Raw genomic sequence first — 17,057 nt, forward strand, 5'->3', positions numbered from 1 at the left:
GTAGTGGGGTCCGTCAACGCCAAATGTAGTGAAATTCGGCAATCCCTTGCGCCGCAAGGATCGTGCCATCGGCGCCCGGTTTGGACGCTTTGGACCTGCTGGATCGGGCTGCGCAGTCAAGCCCGAAAAGCGTCGTGGTGGCGGTAATCAGCGCCCCACCAGCGGAACAATGACAGCTTCACATGACAGGGCCATGCAGGCGAGGGACAACTCTGTGGATAGGTGGTGGGCAGCCAGTGGGCAGCCGGTGGACGGCCGGCACTACCCCTCACGCCCGGTGCGGGGTGCCCAGGTACTCGGCGCTCTGCATTTCGATCAGGCGCGAGGCCGTGCGCTCGAACGCGCCCTGCAGGCGTGTACCGGTGTACAGCTCTACCGGCGAGGTGCTGGCGGTGCAGACCAGGTTGACGTGGCGGTCGTACAGTTCGTCGATCAGGTTGACGAAGCGGCGCGCGGCATCCTCATTCAGGCGGTCGAAGGCCGGAATGCCGCCCAGCAGCACGGTGTTGAACTCGTGCGCGATCTCGATGTAATCCGACGGCCCACGCGGGCCTTCACACAGGGCGGCGAAGTCGAACCAGGCAATGCTCTTGCCACGCGCGCGCACCGGGATCTTGCGGCTCTCGATCTCGATGTTGCCGGCCTTGGCCGGTTGGCCGCCGCTCAGTTCGCCCCAGCGCGTGGCCAGCCAGGCGTCGCTGTCGGCGGCCAGCGGCGCGCGGTACACCGGCGAACGGGTCAGCGCGCGCATCCGGTAGTCCTCGGTGCCCTCGGCGTACAGCTCCACGCAGTAGCGCTGCAGCAGGCCGATGGCCGGCAGGAAGCTCTCGCGCTGCAGGCCGTTGAGGTACAGGTTTTCCACCGCCGTGTTGGAAGTGGTGACCAGGGTCACGCCCTCGGCGAACATCCGCTCCAGCAGGCGCGCCAACAGCATGGCATCACCGATGTCGGTGACGAAGAACTCGTCCAGCACCAGCACGCGCAGGTTGCTGCGCCATTCCTGGGCGATCTTCGCCAGCGGGTCGCTCTGGCCCTGGTGCTCGCGCAGGCGCTCGTGGACGCTGCGCATGAAGCGATGGAAGTGGGTGCGGTACTTCTGCTTGATCGGCAGGCCGTCGTAGAACAGGTCGACCAGGAAGGTCTTGCCGCGGCCGACGCCGCCCCAGAAGTACAGGCCCTTGACCGGCTCGGGTTTCTTCCAGAACGAGGACAGGCGGTCCAGCCAGCCGTCCTCGGCGCTGTCCACCAGGGCTAGGTGGATCCGGTCCAGCTCGGCCAGGGCCGCATGCTGGGCCGGGTCGTTCTGCCAATCGCCGCGTTCCACCCCGACCGCGTAGCGCTGCGTCGGGGTCAGTTCCACCTCGCTCATGCCGCCGTGCCCAGCCAATGCTTGACGCCGTGGGTGAGCGCGCCGCGCAGGTCGATCAGCTTGCGGTGGAAGAAGTGGCTGGTGTCCGGCATGCGCACCAGCTCATGCGGCGCATCGAGGGTGTCCAGCCACTGGTAGACGGCCTGCGGGTCGACGATTTCATCCTGCTCGCCCTGGATCACCAGCCAACGCGCCGGCGGCGTGATGCCGCCGAAATCCCAACGGCCCGCCGGCGGCGCGATCGAGATCAGCGCTTCGGGCTGCAGTTCGGCAGCGGCCTTCAGCGAAACGAACGCGCCAAAGCTGAAGCCGGCCAGCCACAGGCGGTCGTCGGGACGCTGCTGGCGGACCCAGGCGGTGACGGCCTTCAGGTCCTCCTGCTCGCCCACGCCATGGTCGAATTCACCGGCAGAACCACCGACGCTGCGGAAGTTGAAGCGCACCGTGGCGATGCCCAGCTCGCGCAGGGTGGTGGCGGTCATGGTGACCACCTTGTTGTGCAGGGTGCCGCCTTCGGTGGACAGCGGATGGCAGATGACGGCCACGATCGGCTGCACCGGCACATCGGCCTTGGGCAGGTCGACGAGCACTTCCAGCGGGCCAACCGGGCCTTCCAGTGAGATGCAGGCGGTTTCGCCGGGGGCGACGGGGAACGAGGGCTTGTGCATGGCACCATGATAGCGTCCCCCGCCGCTGCCCTGTGCCCGCCCCATGCTCTACCTGTCCCTGGCCGTGATCTGCAGTGTGCTGGTTTCGGTGTTGTTGAAGGTGGCCGGACGCCGCCAGCTGGATGTTGCGCAGATGGTGACCTGGAACTATCTGGTCGCCGCGACGATGACGGCAGTGGTGCTGCAGCCGCCGCTGGATGCCTTGCGCGCACCGCATGCACCGTGGGTTTCACTGCTGGCGCTGGCGGTGATGCTGCCCTCGATCTTCCTGGTACTCGGCCGCGCGGTGGCGGTGGCCGGCATCGTCCGCAGTGATGTGGCGCAGCGGTTGTCGCTGCTGCTGTCGCTGGCAGCGGCATTCCTGTTCTTCGGGCAGACCGCCACGCCGTGGAAGCTGGCCGGGCTTGGCCTGGGCCTGCTGGCGATGGTGGCCATCAGCCTGCGTCCACGCGGCCCCGCAGTGGCCGCTTCCGCCGGCGGCTGGGGCTGGTTGCTGGGCGTGTGGGCCGGCTTTGCGGTGGTGGATGTGCTGCTGAAGCAGGTGGCGCTGTCGGGCACGCCGTCGATGGCGGCGGTGCTGGCCAGTTTCAGCGTGGCCTTCGTGCTGATGCTGGCGCTGCAGCTGTGGCGGCATTTCAGTGGGCGCAGCCGCCTGGCCTGGCGCAACCTCGGTGCCGGCGCGCTGCTGGGCCTGCTCAACGGCGGCAACATCCTGTTCTACGTGCATGCGCACCAGTCGATGCCGGACAGTCCGGCCACCGTGTTCGCCGGCATGAACATCGGCGTGGTGGTGCTGGGTGCGCTGGTGGGCGTGTTCGCCTTCGGCGAGGCGACCACGCGCTGGAATCGTGCCGGCCTGGCGCTGGCAGTGCTGGCGATTGGTTTGATCGCCTGGGGGTAAGACATCGGTAGCGCCGGGCCATCCCCGGCGAATCGTTTCCGCAACCGCGGAGAGGTGTCACTTTCTTTGCGCGCAAAGAAAGTAACCAAAGAAACGCTCCGCCGACCACGAGCCGGTGCTGTGCACCGGTACCCTGCGCTTCTCGGGGAATCAGGGGACGGCGCCAAACTCGCTGCGCTCAGACATCGGCGCCTCTTCGCCCTTGATTCCCCTGCGATGCTCGGCTCGCTTGAAGGCGGACGGGAAGATCAAAAGCAACAGCAGGGTCAGTGCGGGCCAAGGTCCGCACCCACCCAGGCAGATTCCCGGCGCCGGGTTATCTGTCGAAGCCCAGCAGCAGCGGGTCGTGGTCGGAGCTGCGCCATGGGCCCTGCACGTTGCGGCCCTGGTAGCCGCTGGCGTCCTGCTCGTCGGCGTTGCTGTGCCACTCGGCAGCGCCACGCAGGCGCTTGGCCATCGTCGGGCTGAGCAGCGCGTGATCGAGGCGGCCGCTATAGCCGTTGTAGACGTAGCTGTAGGGCTGTTCGACCTTCGCTACCTTGAAGGCATCCTGCCAGCCGAGGTCGTGCAGGGTGCGGATCGGATCTTCCATGGCGTAGGCGTTGAAGTCGCCCATCAGCACCACGTCCGTCACCTTCATGCGCGCGGCTTCGGCCTGCACCCAGGTGTTGAGCTGCCTGGCCGATTCCACACGCGTGGCGTTCCAGCAGCCCTGCCCGTCATTGCGGTCGGCGTCGGCGCCGCTGGCCTCGCGGCAGCCCTTGGACTTGAAGTGGTTGGCGACCACCATGAATGGCGCGCCCTTGCCCTGGAACGCCTGTGCCAGCGGTGCACGGCTGTGTTCGACGAAGGGACCGTCGAGCTTGGTCAGCGGCTTGCCGAGCGGCTTGAATTCGCTCCTGCGGTAGATGATGCCGACGCGGATCGGATTGCTGCCGGGGCCTTCACCGGCATCGACGAACGCCCACTGCTTGTCGGCCGCGAGACCGGCGTTGAGTGCGTTTACCAGTTCAGCGATGGCCGACTGCGGGCCGTAGCCGTCGTTCTCCAGTTCCATCAGCGCGGCGATATCGGCGCCCAGCGCGTTGACGGTGGCGACCAGCTTGCCGACCTGCGCCTTGTGCTCGTCCAGCGTGCGCGCGCCGCGCAGGGTCGGGAATCCACCGCCCTGGCCGTCACCATTGAAGAAGTTCTCCAGGTTGAAGGCGGCGATATGCAGGCTGCCGGGCACGCTCGGCACGGCCGGCCGCTGCAGTTCCGGCAGCTTCAATGTGCCGTCGACCTGCAGGCTGGGGCGGCCCTGCGCATCGACGCGCACGGTGCCTTCCACGTTGCGCAGCTGCATGCCGGTACGCAGCACCGGGTTGCCCGGCAGATAGGCGACGCTGGCCGGGTCACGTGCATCGCTGCCGTCGTCCAGCACCAAGCGGCGGCGCTGGTTGTCGGCCATCACCTGTTCGATACCGGCACTGCCGGGCACGGCCACTTCGGTCGGCTGCCAGAGGCGGCCATCGAAGGCGACGGTGAGCTGGCCGAAGCGTTCCAGGCCATCGGTGCCGGCCAGGGTGAGCGGCGCGGCGATGCGCACGTGCTGGCCCTCCAGTGCACGCCAGTCGGCCGGCGCGGCGGCCAGGGTGACGGTGGCCGGGCTGCGCGGCGCGGGCGCCGGGGTCGGCGCAACCTGCGGCTGGGCCTGGGCGAAAGCGGATGCCGGCAGCAGCAGGGACAGGGCAAGGGCGAGGGAACGGCGACGCATCGACAGACGACTCCACGGAAGAGGCGCACAGACTAACCCTGAAATGCGAAACCCCGCCTGCGCAGCGGGGTTTCGGCCTTGGTGGGCAAAGGGAGTGCCGGCCGCTGGCCGGCAACCTCATGACCTTTGTGCGATACGTGGTTGCCGGCCACCTGAGCGGGCACGCGTATCCGCAGTAGATCCACGCCATGCGTGGATGCGGCCGCGCGCTATTTCAGATTGCCCAGCATCCAGTCCACGGTGGCGTGGATCTGCTCCTCGGTGAGCGCCGGGTTGCCGCCCTTGGGCGGCATGATGCCGCCGTCAGGGCCGGTGTAGCCCTCGATGGCGTGCTTGTAGAGAGTGTCCTTGCCCTGCGCCAGGCGCTTGTCCCAGTGCGAGTGGTCCAGCGTCGGCGCCATGCCCACGCCGGTGGTATGGCAGGCGGTGCACAGGTTGTCGAAGATCACCTTGCCGTCCTTGGTACCGCCGTAGGCCACCTGCGAGGCGGCCTTGGCCAGCGCGGCGGCATGCGCTGCAGCCTGCGCGGCCGCGCCGGTGCTGCCGGCGTACACCGCGCCGGTGGGCGAAATGCGCTGTTCGGTGCGTTTGGCGGCGGTAGGCGACACCTCGGGCGGAATCCGGGTGTGGATGAACGCGGCCAGGAGGATCAGACCGAGGGTGATGGCCATCAACAGCGCGATCACCATGGAGAAGCGTTTCAGGAACTCCAGATCGTAATTCCGCACTCTTCGTTACCCCTGGCTGATAGTCGTTGGACCACGGCTGAGCGACTGCGTGATGGGCCGAGTATAGAACGCACGCCGCGCCCGACAACAGGCGTCAGGGCTGGTGCGGCGCAGCATGCGGCCGTGGCCGCATGCGGGTAGCGCCGGGCCGCGCCCGGCGAGCGCGAAGCGCGGCAGAAGTCGCCCGGCACCCGCAACAGCGGCATCACCCTGCGCCAACAGCCCGCAGGCAGAAACTGCAGATGGCCTCGACCAGCGCGTCCTCGTCGCGGTGCGCTTCGCGGCTGGGCGCGGTGGGGCCGACCATCGCTTCGGTGAAGGCCCCCACCAGGCAGGCGGCGGCGGCGTGCGCGTCCTGTGCCGGCAGCTCACCGGCTGCCACGCCCTCTTCCACCAGGCGCAGGAACACATCACCGAAGGCACGGCGGCCGCGCATGCGCTCGGCTTCCACGTCCGGGTCCACCGGCTCGACGATGAAGGCGTGGGCCAGACCCGGACCGGCAAGGGCACGGCGGACAAAGGCGGTGATGGCCTGGCGCAGGCGCACGCTGGCCGGCTCGGGCGCACTGGCGATGCGCTCCATGATCGCCACCTCGTGGGCCACGGCGGCGTTGAGCACTTCCACGAACAGCTCGGCCTTGGACGGGAAGTGGCGGTAGATCAAGCCGGTGGAGACCCCGGCCTGGGTTGCCACGGCCGTTACCGGCGCGTTGCGCCAGCCGCCGGTGGCGACCAGTTCGCGGGTGGCCAGCAGGATCCGTTCACGGGCCCCGGCCAGGCGTTCTTCCATCAATGCTGAGCGTTTATAGGCCATGTTCTGAGTCTAGTTTCAATTTTTGAATTTGTATTCACTTCTTACCCGAACCCCGCTACGCTGGGGTCCAATCGCCCGCGCGGGCTGCTGCTGTGAACAGCTGCCCGCTTCCCCCTTCCGGGTGCGTCCATTCCCCACCTTCCCTCGTGGAGCCATCGCAATGCACGTGCCATCCCTGAACTTCGACCTCGGCGAAGATATCGACCTGCTGCGCCAGAGCGTGGCCCATTTTGCCGCTGCCGAGATCGCGCCGCTCGCGGCCGAGACCGATGCGACCAACCAGTTCCCGTTGGCACTATGGCCCAAGCTGGGCGAGCAGGGCCTGCTGGGCCTGACCGTGGAAGAAGAATACGGCGGCACCGGCATGGGCTATCTGGCCCATGTGGTGGCGATGGAAGAAGTCTCGCGTGCTTCCGGCGGCATCGGCCTGTCCTACGGCGCGCATTCGAACCTGTGCGTGAACCAGCTGCGCAAGAACGGCACCGAGGCGCAGAAGCAGCGCTTCCTGCCGGACCTGTGCAGCGGCGCAAAGATCGGTGCGCTGGCGATGAGCGAACCCGGCGCGGGTTCGGACGTGGTGTCGATGAAGCTGCGCGCGGACAAGCGCGGTGACCGCTACGTGCTCAACGGCAACAAGATGTGGATCACCAATGGCCCCGACGCCGACGTGCTGGTGGTGTACGCCAAGACCGATGTAGAGGCCGGTGCCAAGGGCATCACCGCCTTCCTGGTCGAGAAGGGCATGAAGGGTTTCTCCACCGCGCAGAAGCTGGACAAGCTGGGCATGCGCTCCTCGCCCACCTGCGAACTGGTGTTCCAGGACTGCGAGATTCCTGAAGAGAACGTGCTGGGCGCGGTCGGTGGCGGCGTGCGCGTGCTGATGTCCGGCCTGGACTACGAGCGCGTGGTGCTGTCCGGCGGCCCGCTGGGCCTGATGGCTGCAGCGATGGACGTGGTGATGCCGTACGTGCACGAACGCCACCAGTTCGGTGAACCGATCGGCAGCTTCCAGCTGATCCAGGCCAAGATCGCCGACATGTACGTGGGCCTGGGTGCCTGCCGCGCCTATGTGTATGCGGTGGCGCGCGCCTGCGACCAGGGCCGCACCACCCGCCAGGATGCGGCCGGCGCGATCCTGTACGCCGCCGAGAAGGCGACCTGGCTGACCGGCCAGGCGATCCAGATCCTCGGCGGCAACGGCTACATCAACGAATACCCGACCGGCCGTTTGTGGCGCGACGCCAAGCTGTATGAAATCGGCGCCGGCACTTCGGAGATCCGCCGCATGCTGATCGGCCGCGAACTGTTCCAGCGCACCCTGTAAGGCACCCCATGAGCATCCTAGGCAGCCAGCTGCAACCGGGCAGCGATACGTTTGAAAGCAACCGCGCGGCGATGCAGGCAGTAGTCGACGACCTGCACGCCACCCTCGCCCGCACCGCCCTTGGCGGCAGCGAAGCGGCGCGCGCCAAGCACACCGCACGCGGCAAGCTGCTGGTGCGCGACCGCATCGATGCCCTGCTCGATCCGGGCAGCGCCTTCCTGGAAATCGCGCCGCTGGCCGCGCACGGCATGTATGACGATGCCGTGCCCGCCGCTGGCGTGGTTGCCGGCATCGGCCGCGTGAGTGGCGTGGAGTGCGTGATCGTGGCCAACGATGCCACGGTCAAGGGCGGCACCTACTACCCGGTGACGGTGAAGAAGCATCTGCGCGCGCAGGAGATCGCCGAGCAGAACCACCTGCCGTGCATCTACCTGGTCGATTCCGGTGGCGCCTTCCTGCCGCTGCAGGATGAAGTGTTCCCCGACCGCGATCATTTCGGCCGCATCTTCTACAACCAGGCCAACCTGTCGGCGCAGGGCATTCCGCAGATCGCCTGCGTGATGGGCAGCTGCACCGCCGGTGGCGCCTATGTGCCGGCGATGAGCGACGAGACGGTGATCGTGCGCGAGCAGGGCACGATCTTCCTCGGTGGCCCGCCGCTGGTGAAGGCGGCTACCGGTGAAGTGGTGACGGCCGAAGAGCTGGGCGGTGCCGACGTGCACACGCGTATTTCCGGCGTGGCCGACCACATGGCCGACAACGACCTGCAGGCACTGGCACGGGTACGCGCGATCATCGCCCAGCTCAACTGGCGCAAGCCCGAAGCAGCGATGGCGCTGCAGCCGGTGGAAGAACCGCTGCTGCCGGCGCACGAACTGTACGGGGTGATCCCGGCCGATACACGCAAGCCGTACGACGTGCGTGAGGTGATCGCGCGGCTGGTCGACGGTTCGCGTTTCGACGAGTTCAAACCGCGCTATGGCGCCACGCTGGTGACCGGCTTCGCCCATCTGCATGGCTATCCGATCGGCATCATCGCCAACAACGGCATCCTGTTCTCCGAGTCCGCACTGAAGGGCGCGCACTTCATCGAGCTGTGCACCCAGCGCAACATTCCGCTGCTGTTCCTGCAGAACATCACCGGCTTCATGGTCGGTCGCAAGTACGAACAGGGCGGCATCGCCAAGGACGGCGCCAAGCTGGTGATGGCGGTGGCCTGCGCCAAGGTGCCCAAGTTCACCGTGGTGATCGGCGGCTCGTTCGGTGCCGGCAACTACGGCATGTGCGGCCGCGCGTACTCGCCCAACTTCCTGTGGATGTGGCCGAACGCACGCATCGGCGTGATGGGCGGCGAACAGGCGGCCAGCGTGCTGGCCACGGTCAAGCGTGATGGCATCGAAGCCAAGGGCGGGCAGTGGCCGGGCGAGGAAGAGGACGCGTTCAAGGCACCGATCCGCGACCAGTTCGAACAGCAGGGCCACCCGTACTACGCCAGTGCGCGGCTGTGGGACGACGGTGTGATCGATCCGGTCGATACCCGCCGGGTACTGACCCTGGCCCTGTCGGCCAGCCTCAACGCTCCCCCGCAGCAGACGCGCTTCGGCGTGTTCCGCATGTGACCTGTGCCATGACCGAGTCTGTTGCCATGTTCAGCAAAGTCCTGATCGCCAACCGCGGCGAGATCGCCTGCCGCGTCATCGCCACCTGCCGCCGCCTCGGCATCGCCACCGTGGCGGTGTATTCCGATGCGGACCGCAATGCACGCCATGTGCGCCTGGCCGACGAAGCCATCCACATCGGCCCGGCGGCCGCGCGCGAGAGTTATCTGCGCAGCGATGCGATCCTCGATGCCGCACGCCGCACCGGCGCGCAGGCCATCCATCCCGGCTACGGCTTCCTGTCCGAGAACGCCGACTTCGCCGACGCCTGCGTCGCAGCGGGGATCACCTTCATCGGTCCGCCCGCCAGTGCGATCCGCGCGATGGGCGACAAGAGCGCGGCCAAGGCCTTGATGGCCAAGGCCGGCGTGCCACTGACGCCGGGCTACCACGGTGACCAGCAGGCGCCGGAGTTCCTGCGCACCCAGGCCGATGGCATCGGCTACCCGGTGCTGATCAAGGCCAGCGCCGGCGGCGGCGGCAAGGGCATGCGCAAGGTCGAGCGCAGCGAGGACTTCGTCGACGCGCTGGCCAGTTGCCAGCGCGAGGCCGCCTCGGCGTTCGGCAACGACCACGTGCTGGTCGAGAAGTATGTCGAGCGCCCGCGCCATATCGAGATCCAGGTATTCGGCGGCGGCCATGGTGAGGCGGTGTATCTGTTCGAGCGCGACTGCTCGGTGCAGCGTCGCCACCAGAAGGTGCTGGAAGAAGCACCCGCCCCGGGCATGAGCGCCGACCGCCGCGCCGCGATGGGCAAGGCCGCGGTCGATGCCGCGCGCGCGGTGGGCTACGTGGGTGCGGGCACGGTGGAGTTCATCGCCGGCCCGGACGGCGATTTCTACTTCATGGAAATGAACACCCGCCTGCAGGTCGAACACCCGGTCACCGAATTCATCACCGGCACTGACCTGGTGGAGTGGCAGCTGCGCGTGGCCGCCGGCCAGCCGCTGCCCAAGCGCCAGGACGAACTGACCATCCACGGCCATGCCCTCGAAGCGCGCTTGTACGCCGAAGATGCCGACCGTGGCTTCCTGCCGTCCACCGGCACCCTGCGCCGCCTGCGTCTGCCGACCCCGTCGGCGAACGTAAGGGTGGACACCGGTGTGGAGGAAGGTGACAGCATCACCCCGTACTACGACCCGATGATCGCCAAGCTGATCGTCTGGGACGTGGACCGCGACGCCGCGCTGCGGCGCATGAGCCAGGCACTGGCCGACTGCCAGGTGGTGGGCGTGACCACCAATGCCGGCTTCCTGCGCCGCCTGCTGCACACCGATTCGTTCGCCAACGCAAAGCTGGATACCGCGCTGATCGAACGTGAGCAGGCCGCACTGGCGGTGACCGGTGACGGTGAGCAGGCGCTGTGGGAACTGGCAGCGATCGCCGCGGTAGCAAGCACACCGGCCGCTGCCGCCGATGTGCGCGACCCGCATTCGCCGTGGCAGGCACAGGATGGCTGGCGGTTGGGCGCGCCTACCGCGCGTGTGGTGCCGCTGCAGCAGGGAGAGCGGGCGCACACGCTGAAGGTGTGGGTCACGGCCGATGGCTGGCGCGTGCAGTGCGATGACGCCGCACCGAAGCAGGTCGTCGGCCGTGCCGATGGCCACACCTTGTCGGTGCAGCTGGACGAGCGTCGCTGGCGTTTGCAGCTGCAGCGCGATGGCGACCAGCTGTACCTATTCGGCGACGATGGCCAGCACCGCTTCACCCTGCACGACCCGGTGGGCGAATCGGAACAGGCCAGCGCCGACGCCGGCAGCCTGCTGGCACCGATGCCCGGCAAGATCGTGGCGACACTGGTGGCGGCAGGCACGCAGGTGAAGCGCGGCACGCCGCTGGTGGTGCTGGAAGCGATGAAGATGGAGCACACCCTGCAGGCACCGGCCGATGGCACGGTGAAGGGTTATCGCGCCAAGGCGGGTGACCAGGTGGGTGATGGTGCGGTGCTGGTGGATTTCGAAGCGGTGTGATGAATGGTGAGCCGGGCGCAGCCCGGCTCACAAATCGTTGGGCGTCTTGCGCCTGCGGACCACAGACTGCCTTGCAGGGCGTCGCTTCGCGGACAACCTTCAACGCGCTGTCGTCGCGGCACATACAGTGCCTTGATCATTTCAGCACGTCGCCGCCTGCTGATAGTCTTCGTTTGCCGCTCTGCGGCGCATCCATCACTTCGGCTATCACAGGAGTCACCATGTACCGAAAGCCCCCGCTGTCCACCGACAACGCCGTACGCCTGCTCGATCTGCTGTGCGACGATGACGCGTTCCGCAACGAATTCTCCGTTGATCCCAGTGCAGCGTTGGTTCGACATGGCCTGCAGCCGATGGCGGGTGGCAGCCCGTGTGCAATCCATGGCGTGCTGGCCAGCAAGGAAGAGTTTTCCGCCGTCCGTTCCCAGCTGGTGGCATCGCTGATCTGCGGCGGCCCCTTCAATGTCCCCTTCATGTTCGAGTCGGAGCAGCTGGGTACGGTGCTGTCGCCGGCGGTGATGAAGCACGCGGCCTGACCCGGCTTCCGCAGTTCTGGCGGCTTACTCCCGCCAGACCTGCTGCAGCGGGTCGAATTCACTGGTGACCTGGGCGGCCGCGCGCCACCCCAGGCCACATATCATCACCGGGCTGGCGTCGATGCCATCCAGCCCCAGCGCCTTCTCCACGTTGATTTCGTTGATCGCCGCAGTCACGTACGCGGCCAGCCCAAGTTCGGTGGCTGACAGCATCCACTGTTGCGAAAGGTGCCCCGCATCAAGCAGCACGGCCCTGTAGGCCTTTGGATGGCTGCGGTATTTCCAGAAGCTGCGTGGGAAGCGTGCCACCTGGATGATGTGCAGCGGAGCGTCGGCGAACCAGTCCTGCCCGGAAACAAAACCCAGCACCATGCTGCGCAGGTCATCGGTGGCGACGGCGACCGATCGCAATGCGTGTTCCATCGGATGGTAGTGATAGACGCCTGGCGCAAGACCGTCGACAGCCAGGGCGACCACATAGGTTTCCAACGGATGCAGGCCGCCGCCGGAAGGAATGTTCTTCTTCAGGAATTCCATGCCGTCCCCCGGCCGCAGAGCAGCGTGTGCCTGCACGGTCCGCTTGAGCACCTGCGCCACCAGCGGAAGCGCCAGCGCACGCTGCGCATCGAAGTTGCGGCAGGTTGCACGCTTTCGCAGCAGCTGGTCACGCGCATCGTCAGGCGTATCGGGTAACACCAAGGGATCGGTATCGGGCGCGTCCACTGCGACGGGCGGCGCACCGAACCTGGCATGCAGATCCTGCGCCGTGACCAGCTTGTGTTCGCGCATCTCACGCGCGCTGTTGATATCTCCCCAGCGACCCATCCGGTGCTGCAGCGCCGACAGAGGCCACCAGTTGGCGTCGCGCACCCGCTGGTCGCGGTCCCGATGCGCCGCCCCACCAGGCTCCTGACTGATCACCAGACCGATCTCCAGCAGCCGTGCCAGCACGGCGCCTTCGATGCCGACCTGTGCAGGCTCCACCCAGTGATCAGACGCGATGCGGCCCAGTACGTCGACTTCCTCGATGCTCACCTCCACGGGTGCCTCCAGGTGGGCAGCAAGGGCCTGCCAATGCATGCGCGTGGCCAGGCCCGCCTGGCCCTGCAGCAGCAGGGAGAGGTCCAGCGAGACTTCGCTGCGGGGTTCGAACATCACGATCGCGCAACGTCGGATCTGCATCATTGCTCTTCCACCAGTTGAACCCATAGTATGCGGGTTGCCCACACCCGCCGCGGTACTGCGGCCGTGTTCGTGTGCAATGCACACGTCGCCCTAAATGCCGAGCGCTGGTGGCCGATACCGTAGGTTCTACTCTGGATGATCGACATGGCTACCGACCCCCGCCTTTCCGCTGAAGACGCCGGCGTACTGCTGGACAACCTCATCAACGATGCCGCGTTCCGCGAACGATTCGCCGAATCACCGGCTCAGGCCCTCTCCAGCATCGGCCTGGACGCCGCCTTGGGTGAGAAGGACTGCATGAAGATCGACTCGCTCGCCTCGGTGGAAGAACTCACCCGCGTTCGTGACGGCCTGCAGAAGTACCTGGCCAGCTCGCTGACCGCGATGAATGTGGTGTTCTGCTTCGAAGCCGGCAAAGTCGACGAGCGCATCGGCGGCTGATTACTGCCTCAGGGCGCGCCGACCGCTTTGGACGGTGCGGCCCAGGTCGATACATCGTGCACGTTCAGCGGCTGCCAGACCTGCATCGCCGTGACTTCGGCTATGGCCTGACCACGGTGACGGGCCAGCCATTCCTGTTCGCGGTGCACGCCGGCGTCATCGCTCTGCGCCCGTAGCGCATGCAGCAGTACCACGTGCGCCTGCACCGGTTCACTGCCATCGAGCATCGGCTCGATCAGCGCGCGCGCGGCGTCAGGCCGTTGTCCCTGCAGTTCGCCCATCGCTGCAACCACGCGCATCCATTTACCGACCATCGGGCTGCGCTGGGCGCGCAGCAGCGCCTCGTTGGCATGCAGCCAGCCTTCGGCGACATCGGTCTGTCCCTGCCGCTGAGCCAGATAGACAAGGGCCAGCCACTGCAGGCTGCGGGCCTGCTGCATGGGATCGTCGCGATCTTCCAGCAGCGGCTGCAGCTGCGCTGCGATGGCCTGCAGCTCGGCTTTGTCGCCCGCCGCGCACAACGTGGTCACACTGGCGTGCTGCAATCGCTGTTGCACCTGCATGTCCGCAAGCTCAGGTGCCGGCGCGTCCTCGCGCACGGCCGCCTGCATCGACGCGCAATCACCCTGGTCAGCGGCCAGCAGCAGCTGTGCACGCAGCCGCATACGCTGCGCCAGCGCATCACCGGTGCGCAGCTTCACCAGCAGCTGTCCGGCCTGCACATAACGGCGCTGCGCCACCAACACATCGACCCCCGTGTCATCGGGATCATCGCGGCCGCGCAGCCCTTGTGCCTGCACCAGCGTTTCGGCGGCGAGCTGCGGTTGGTTGTGCGCGATCTGGATGCGTGCCAGCTGCACCATCGGATACAGCCGCAGCGGATCCTGCGGTACGGACGCCGCATGGGCGTAGGATTCGGCTTCGCTGAAACGATTGTCCTGCAGCAGCAGCCAGGTCGTGTTGGACAACCCGGCAAAGGAATCGGGATAGACCTTGGCCAGGGTCCGCCATTGTTCAAGGGCCCAGCCACCCGGCTCCAGCTCCGCCTGCCAGGCCTTCAGGTACAGGCGCTCGCGCGGTGGCAGGCGCTCCTGCTGGGCGAGCGCGTGCTGCATCGCCTCGCGGGCTTGCCGCCCCTCTTCAGTACGGGCCAGCAGCTTGGCCACGCCCATGTAAGCCAGCGCGAAACCGGGATCGATGTCGATCGCCGCCTGGTAAAGATTGCGTGCTTCCTCGAAGCGGCGCTGGCCCAGGGCATTCTCGGCCAGGGCATAGGCGCGCAGGGCGCGCAGGTCGCGGGTGGAGGCCTTCGGCAGCGGCAGGGACTGTTCCAGGCTGGCAACCGATTCGCCGAGGCCGCGGCGCAGACGACCGACGACATCGTCCACCGCGAACATCATCTGGTCAGGGCCGTCGGCGGCGACGGTGAAGCTGCGCACCACCTGCCCGCTGCCGGGCGCCACCACATCGATTCCCAGCTGATAGCCCCCTGCTTTGGGGCGAACAGTGGGTAACAGCACCGCCCGTGCACCTTCGCGCATGGCCACATCGATGGCTGCACCGCGGTTCAAGCGGGTATCCCCGGACAAGCGCGCCATTTCCAGGCTTTCGCGGATCTTGCCTTCGGACAGCACATTCACGTAGCGCGATTGTTCCAGTGCGATCAGGATCGCGTGGCGTGTCGATTCATCGAACACCGGCTCACCTGTGAAATTCTCAAGATCGGCCAGCACCACCCAATCGCGCTCTGAAAATGCAATTGCCGGCTCCGGGCGCAGCAGGAACCATCCCCCCACCACGACAGACGCCAGGATCAGGCTTTCCGCCAGCAGCACCACCGGCTGCCGCCACAACGGCAGATCACGCCGTGCCTTGGCGTTGGCGCGCGGCAGGCGCAGCGGAGCAAAGCCGATCTCGCCAACTTCAATCACTTCCTGGACGGTCGGCATGCCTTTGAACCGCCAACGCCCGTGCGACTTCCACAGCAGGCGTTCGCCGCGCTCGCCCAGGGCATCCGTGGCACGTCGGGTCAGCGACTCGGCAACCGCCGACATCAGGATCTGGCCAGGACGCGCCAGGGTCATCAGGCGCGCGGCCATCGGCTTGGCCAGGCCTTCGACTTCCATCGACTTGGCGCCGACCTTGACCGCTTCGGGACTGTTTTCCCAGGTCAGCACATCACCCACATGCAGGCCCGCCCGTGCACGCAGTTCAACCCTGCGCTGTTCGCCAAGTGCCTGCAGGTCGCGTTGGTAATCCAGTGCAAACCCGAGTGCATCCACCGGGCGTTCGAACAGCAGGAACAGACCATCCGAACGGTCGATCAGCTGCCCGTTCCAGCGATGCTGCAACACCAGCACCAGACGGTCGTGTTCCTGGAACAGGGTGGCTGCGGCGGCGTCACCGATACGCTCCACCAACTGCAGCGAATCGCACAGGTCGGTGAACAGCAGCGCCCGCAGTTGGGCGTTATGCGGGGTCGACGTTCCGTTGTCGCCATTCATCGCCTGGATCTCCGCTCATTGTCCATCCGGACCATCGGTCCACCGCAGGCAGTTGCCGCCTGCGCGCTTGGCTTGGTACAGCGCACGATCGGCGCGAGCGTACCACTCGCTCCAGTCCGCGTCAGGGGCCAGCAGGCTGGCCCCGATGCTGGCCAGACTCACGTGCGGGGTGCCATGGCTGCGCTCGAGCAGGCCGTGCACCGCGCTGAGGATGAACTCGGCGGCGTGCTGCACGATCTCGGTGTTGCCCCGGCGCAGGATCAGGCAGAACTCGTCGCCGCCCAGACGGCAGGCCAGGTCATGTTCACCGGCCATCGAGCGCAGGATGTTGCCCATGCTCTGCAGCACCCGGTCACCGGCCTGGTGGCCATGGCGGTCGTTGATCTGCTTGAACCGGTCGCAGTCGATCAGCAGCAATGCCTGCGGAGGCCCTTCTTCCTGCGTGTGGCATTCCTGCAGGTACAGGGCCAGGCCGCGGCGGTTGTGCAGGCCGGTCAGTTCGTCGGTGCGCACCAGCTCACGCGTGTGGGTCAGCTGGTGGGTGGTGATGTACAGGTTGTCCAGCGCGGCTTCCAGGTCATGGTTGCGCCGCCGCAGCTGGCTGATCAGGGCCTGCTCGTTGGTCAGCACGCGCAGGATCGTGCGCCGCAGGAAGTAGGCCACCAGGCCCGGGTCGGACTCGACCAGACGATGGAAATCCGCCGGCCCCAGTTCCAGCACATGGCAGTCGGCCATCACCCGCGCGCTGGCGCTGCGCAGATGGTCGCCCATCAACAGGCCGAGCTCACCGAAAAATTCATGCCGGCCGAGCGTCTTGAGCACCAGGTCCTCGCCGAAATCCAGCTCGATCAGGCCTTCGAGGATGATGTACATGCACTCGCCGCGATGGCCGCGCTGGAACAGCCACTGGCCCGCTTCCACCCTGCAGGGCTGGGCGAACCGGGCAAACAGGGCGACCTCTTCTTCGGAAAGCAGCGCGTGCACGATCTCGGCCATCGCCACCTTGGCGATACCGGTTGTCGTGTCGATGTTCTCGGCCGCACCCCTGCCGGTCATTCCCTGCACCCGCCGCCAGCGTCCCCTGGTGAGCCGCGGAGCATATCAGTGAATCAAACTGTGCGCCGCTTCTCATTTTTGTGAAGACGCGGCACTCCGCCTCATTCACAGAGAAACGCCTCATTCACGCGTGTTGGCGGCAGAAGG

The 17,057-nt window shown here is 66.8% G+C and carries 14 protein-coding genes; 6 read left to right on the plus strand and 8 right to left on the minus strand.

The features are described from left to right. Positions 1-268: 268 nt before the first annotated feature. Positions 269-1,369: a cell division protein ZapE gene (gene zapE, locus AC27VL_RS14485; RefSeq protein ID WP_191078472.1), complete on the minus strand. Its 1,101-nt coding sequence runs from the start codon at positions 1,367-1,369 to the stop codon at positions 269-271. Next, complete coding sequence (locus AC27VL_RS14490) at positions 1,366-2,037, minus strand: alpha/beta hydrolase (RefSeq protein WP_100554413.1); 672 nt, start codon at positions 2,035-2,037, stop codon at positions 1,366-1,368. Before AC27VL_RS14490 ends, zapE begins: the two co-directional genes overlap by 4 nt. A gap of 43 nt (positions 2,038-2,080) precedes the next feature. Between AC27VL_RS14490 and AC27VL_RS14495 the strand changes: the two genes are divergently transcribed. Continuing rightward, a complete protein-coding gene (locus AC27VL_RS14495; protein WP_488767088.1) occupies positions 2,081-2,938 on the plus strand; it encodes an EamA family transporter in 858 nt (285 codons plus the stop codon). A 316-nt stretch (positions 2,939-3,254) separates the two neighbouring features. On the opposite strand, the gene AC27VL_RS14500 is transcribed toward AC27VL_RS14495, so the two are convergent. The 3 genes from AC27VL_RS14500 to AC27VL_RS14510 all read right to left on the minus strand — a co-directional run bounded on the left by AC27VL_RS14500 (position 3,255) and on the right by AC27VL_RS14510 (position 6,236). Beyond that, positions 3,255-4,694, minus strand: a complete 1,440-nt coding sequence (locus AC27VL_RS14500; RefSeq protein ID WP_488767090.1) for an ExeM/NucH family extracellular endonuclease — start codon at positions 4,692-4,694, stop codon at positions 3,255-3,257. 209 nt (positions 4,695-4,903) lie between these two features. Further along, positions 4,904-5,422, minus strand: a complete 519-nt coding sequence (locus AC27VL_RS14505; RefSeq protein WP_088100772.1) for a c-type cytochrome — start codon at positions 5,420-5,422, stop codon at positions 4,904-4,906. A 205-nt stretch (positions 5,423-5,627) separates the two neighbouring features. Continuing rightward, the gene (locus tag AC27VL_RS14510) at positions 5,628-6,236 is read right to left on the minus strand and encodes a TetR/AcrR family transcriptional regulator (protein ID WP_089241525.1); all 609 of its coding nucleotides are present in this window, start codon (positions 6,234-6,236) and stop codon (positions 5,628-5,630) included. Positions 6,237-6,396: 160 nt separating this feature from the next. Between AC27VL_RS14510 and AC27VL_RS14515 the strand changes: the two genes are divergently transcribed. The 4 genes from AC27VL_RS14515 (at position 6,397) to AC27VL_RS14530 (ending at position 11,724) form a co-directional block, all read left to right on the plus strand. Then, the gene (locus AC27VL_RS14515) at positions 6,397-7,560 is read left to right on the plus strand and encodes an isovaleryl-CoA dehydrogenase (protein WP_089241527.1); all 1,164 of its coding nucleotides are present in this window, start codon (positions 6,397-6,399) and stop codon (positions 7,558-7,560) included. An 8-nt stretch (positions 7,561-7,568) separates the two neighbouring features. Further along, a complete protein-coding gene (locus AC27VL_RS14520) occupies positions 7,569-9,179 on the plus strand; it encodes a carboxyl transferase domain-containing protein (RefSeq protein WP_488767093.1) in 1,611 nt (536 codons plus the stop codon). A gap of 26 nt (positions 9,180-9,205) precedes the next feature. Continuing rightward, entirely contained in the window at positions 9,206-11,188 is a 1,983-nt protein-coding gene (locus AC27VL_RS14525; RefSeq protein WP_488767095.1) for an acetyl/propionyl/methylcrotonyl-CoA carboxylase subunit alpha, read from the plus strand. 221 nt (positions 11,189-11,409) lie between these two features. Continuing rightward, positions 11,410-11,724 (plus strand): NHLP-related RiPP peptide, encoded by a 315-nt coding sequence (locus AC27VL_RS14530; RefSeq protein WP_165781032.1) that lies wholly within the window; start codon positions 11,410-11,412, stop codon positions 11,722-11,724. Between the two features lie 24 nt (positions 11,725-11,748). Here AC27VL_RS14530 and AC27VL_RS14535 read toward each other — a convergent pair whose 3' ends face one another. Continuing rightward, positions 11,749-12,906 carry a putative peptide maturation dehydrogenase gene (locus AC27VL_RS14535; RefSeq protein WP_165781031.1) on the minus strand — a complete coding sequence of 386 codons (1,158 nt, stop codon included), beginning with the start codon at positions 12,904-12,906 and terminating at the stop codon, positions 11,749-11,751. A 147-nt stretch (positions 12,907-13,053) separates the two neighbouring features. Between AC27VL_RS14535 and AC27VL_RS14540 the strand changes: the two genes are divergently transcribed. Continuing rightward, on the plus strand, positions 13,054-13,350 hold the full coding sequence (locus tag AC27VL_RS14540) for an NHLP-related RiPP peptide (RefSeq protein WP_100554406.1): 297 nt from the start codon (positions 13,054-13,056) through the stop codon (positions 13,348-13,350). An 8-nt stretch (positions 13,351-13,358) separates the two neighbouring features. On the opposite strand, the gene AC27VL_RS14545 is transcribed toward AC27VL_RS14540, so the two are convergent. Both AC27VL_RS14545 and AC27VL_RS14550 read right to left on the minus strand, forming a co-directional pair. Beyond that, a complete protein-coding gene (locus AC27VL_RS14545) occupies positions 13,359-15,854 on the minus strand; it encodes a putative peptide modification system cyclase (protein ID WP_207764225.1) in 2,496 nt (831 codons plus the stop codon). 15 nt (positions 15,855-15,869) lie between these two features. Then, entirely contained in the window at positions 15,870-16,910 is a 1,041-nt protein-coding gene (locus AC27VL_RS14550; protein WP_251477807.1) for a GGDEF domain-containing protein, read from the minus strand. Positions 16,911-17,057: the final 147 nt, after the last annotated feature.

This window comes from Stenotrophomonas sp. 14P6.2.3, from assembly GCF_057799055.1.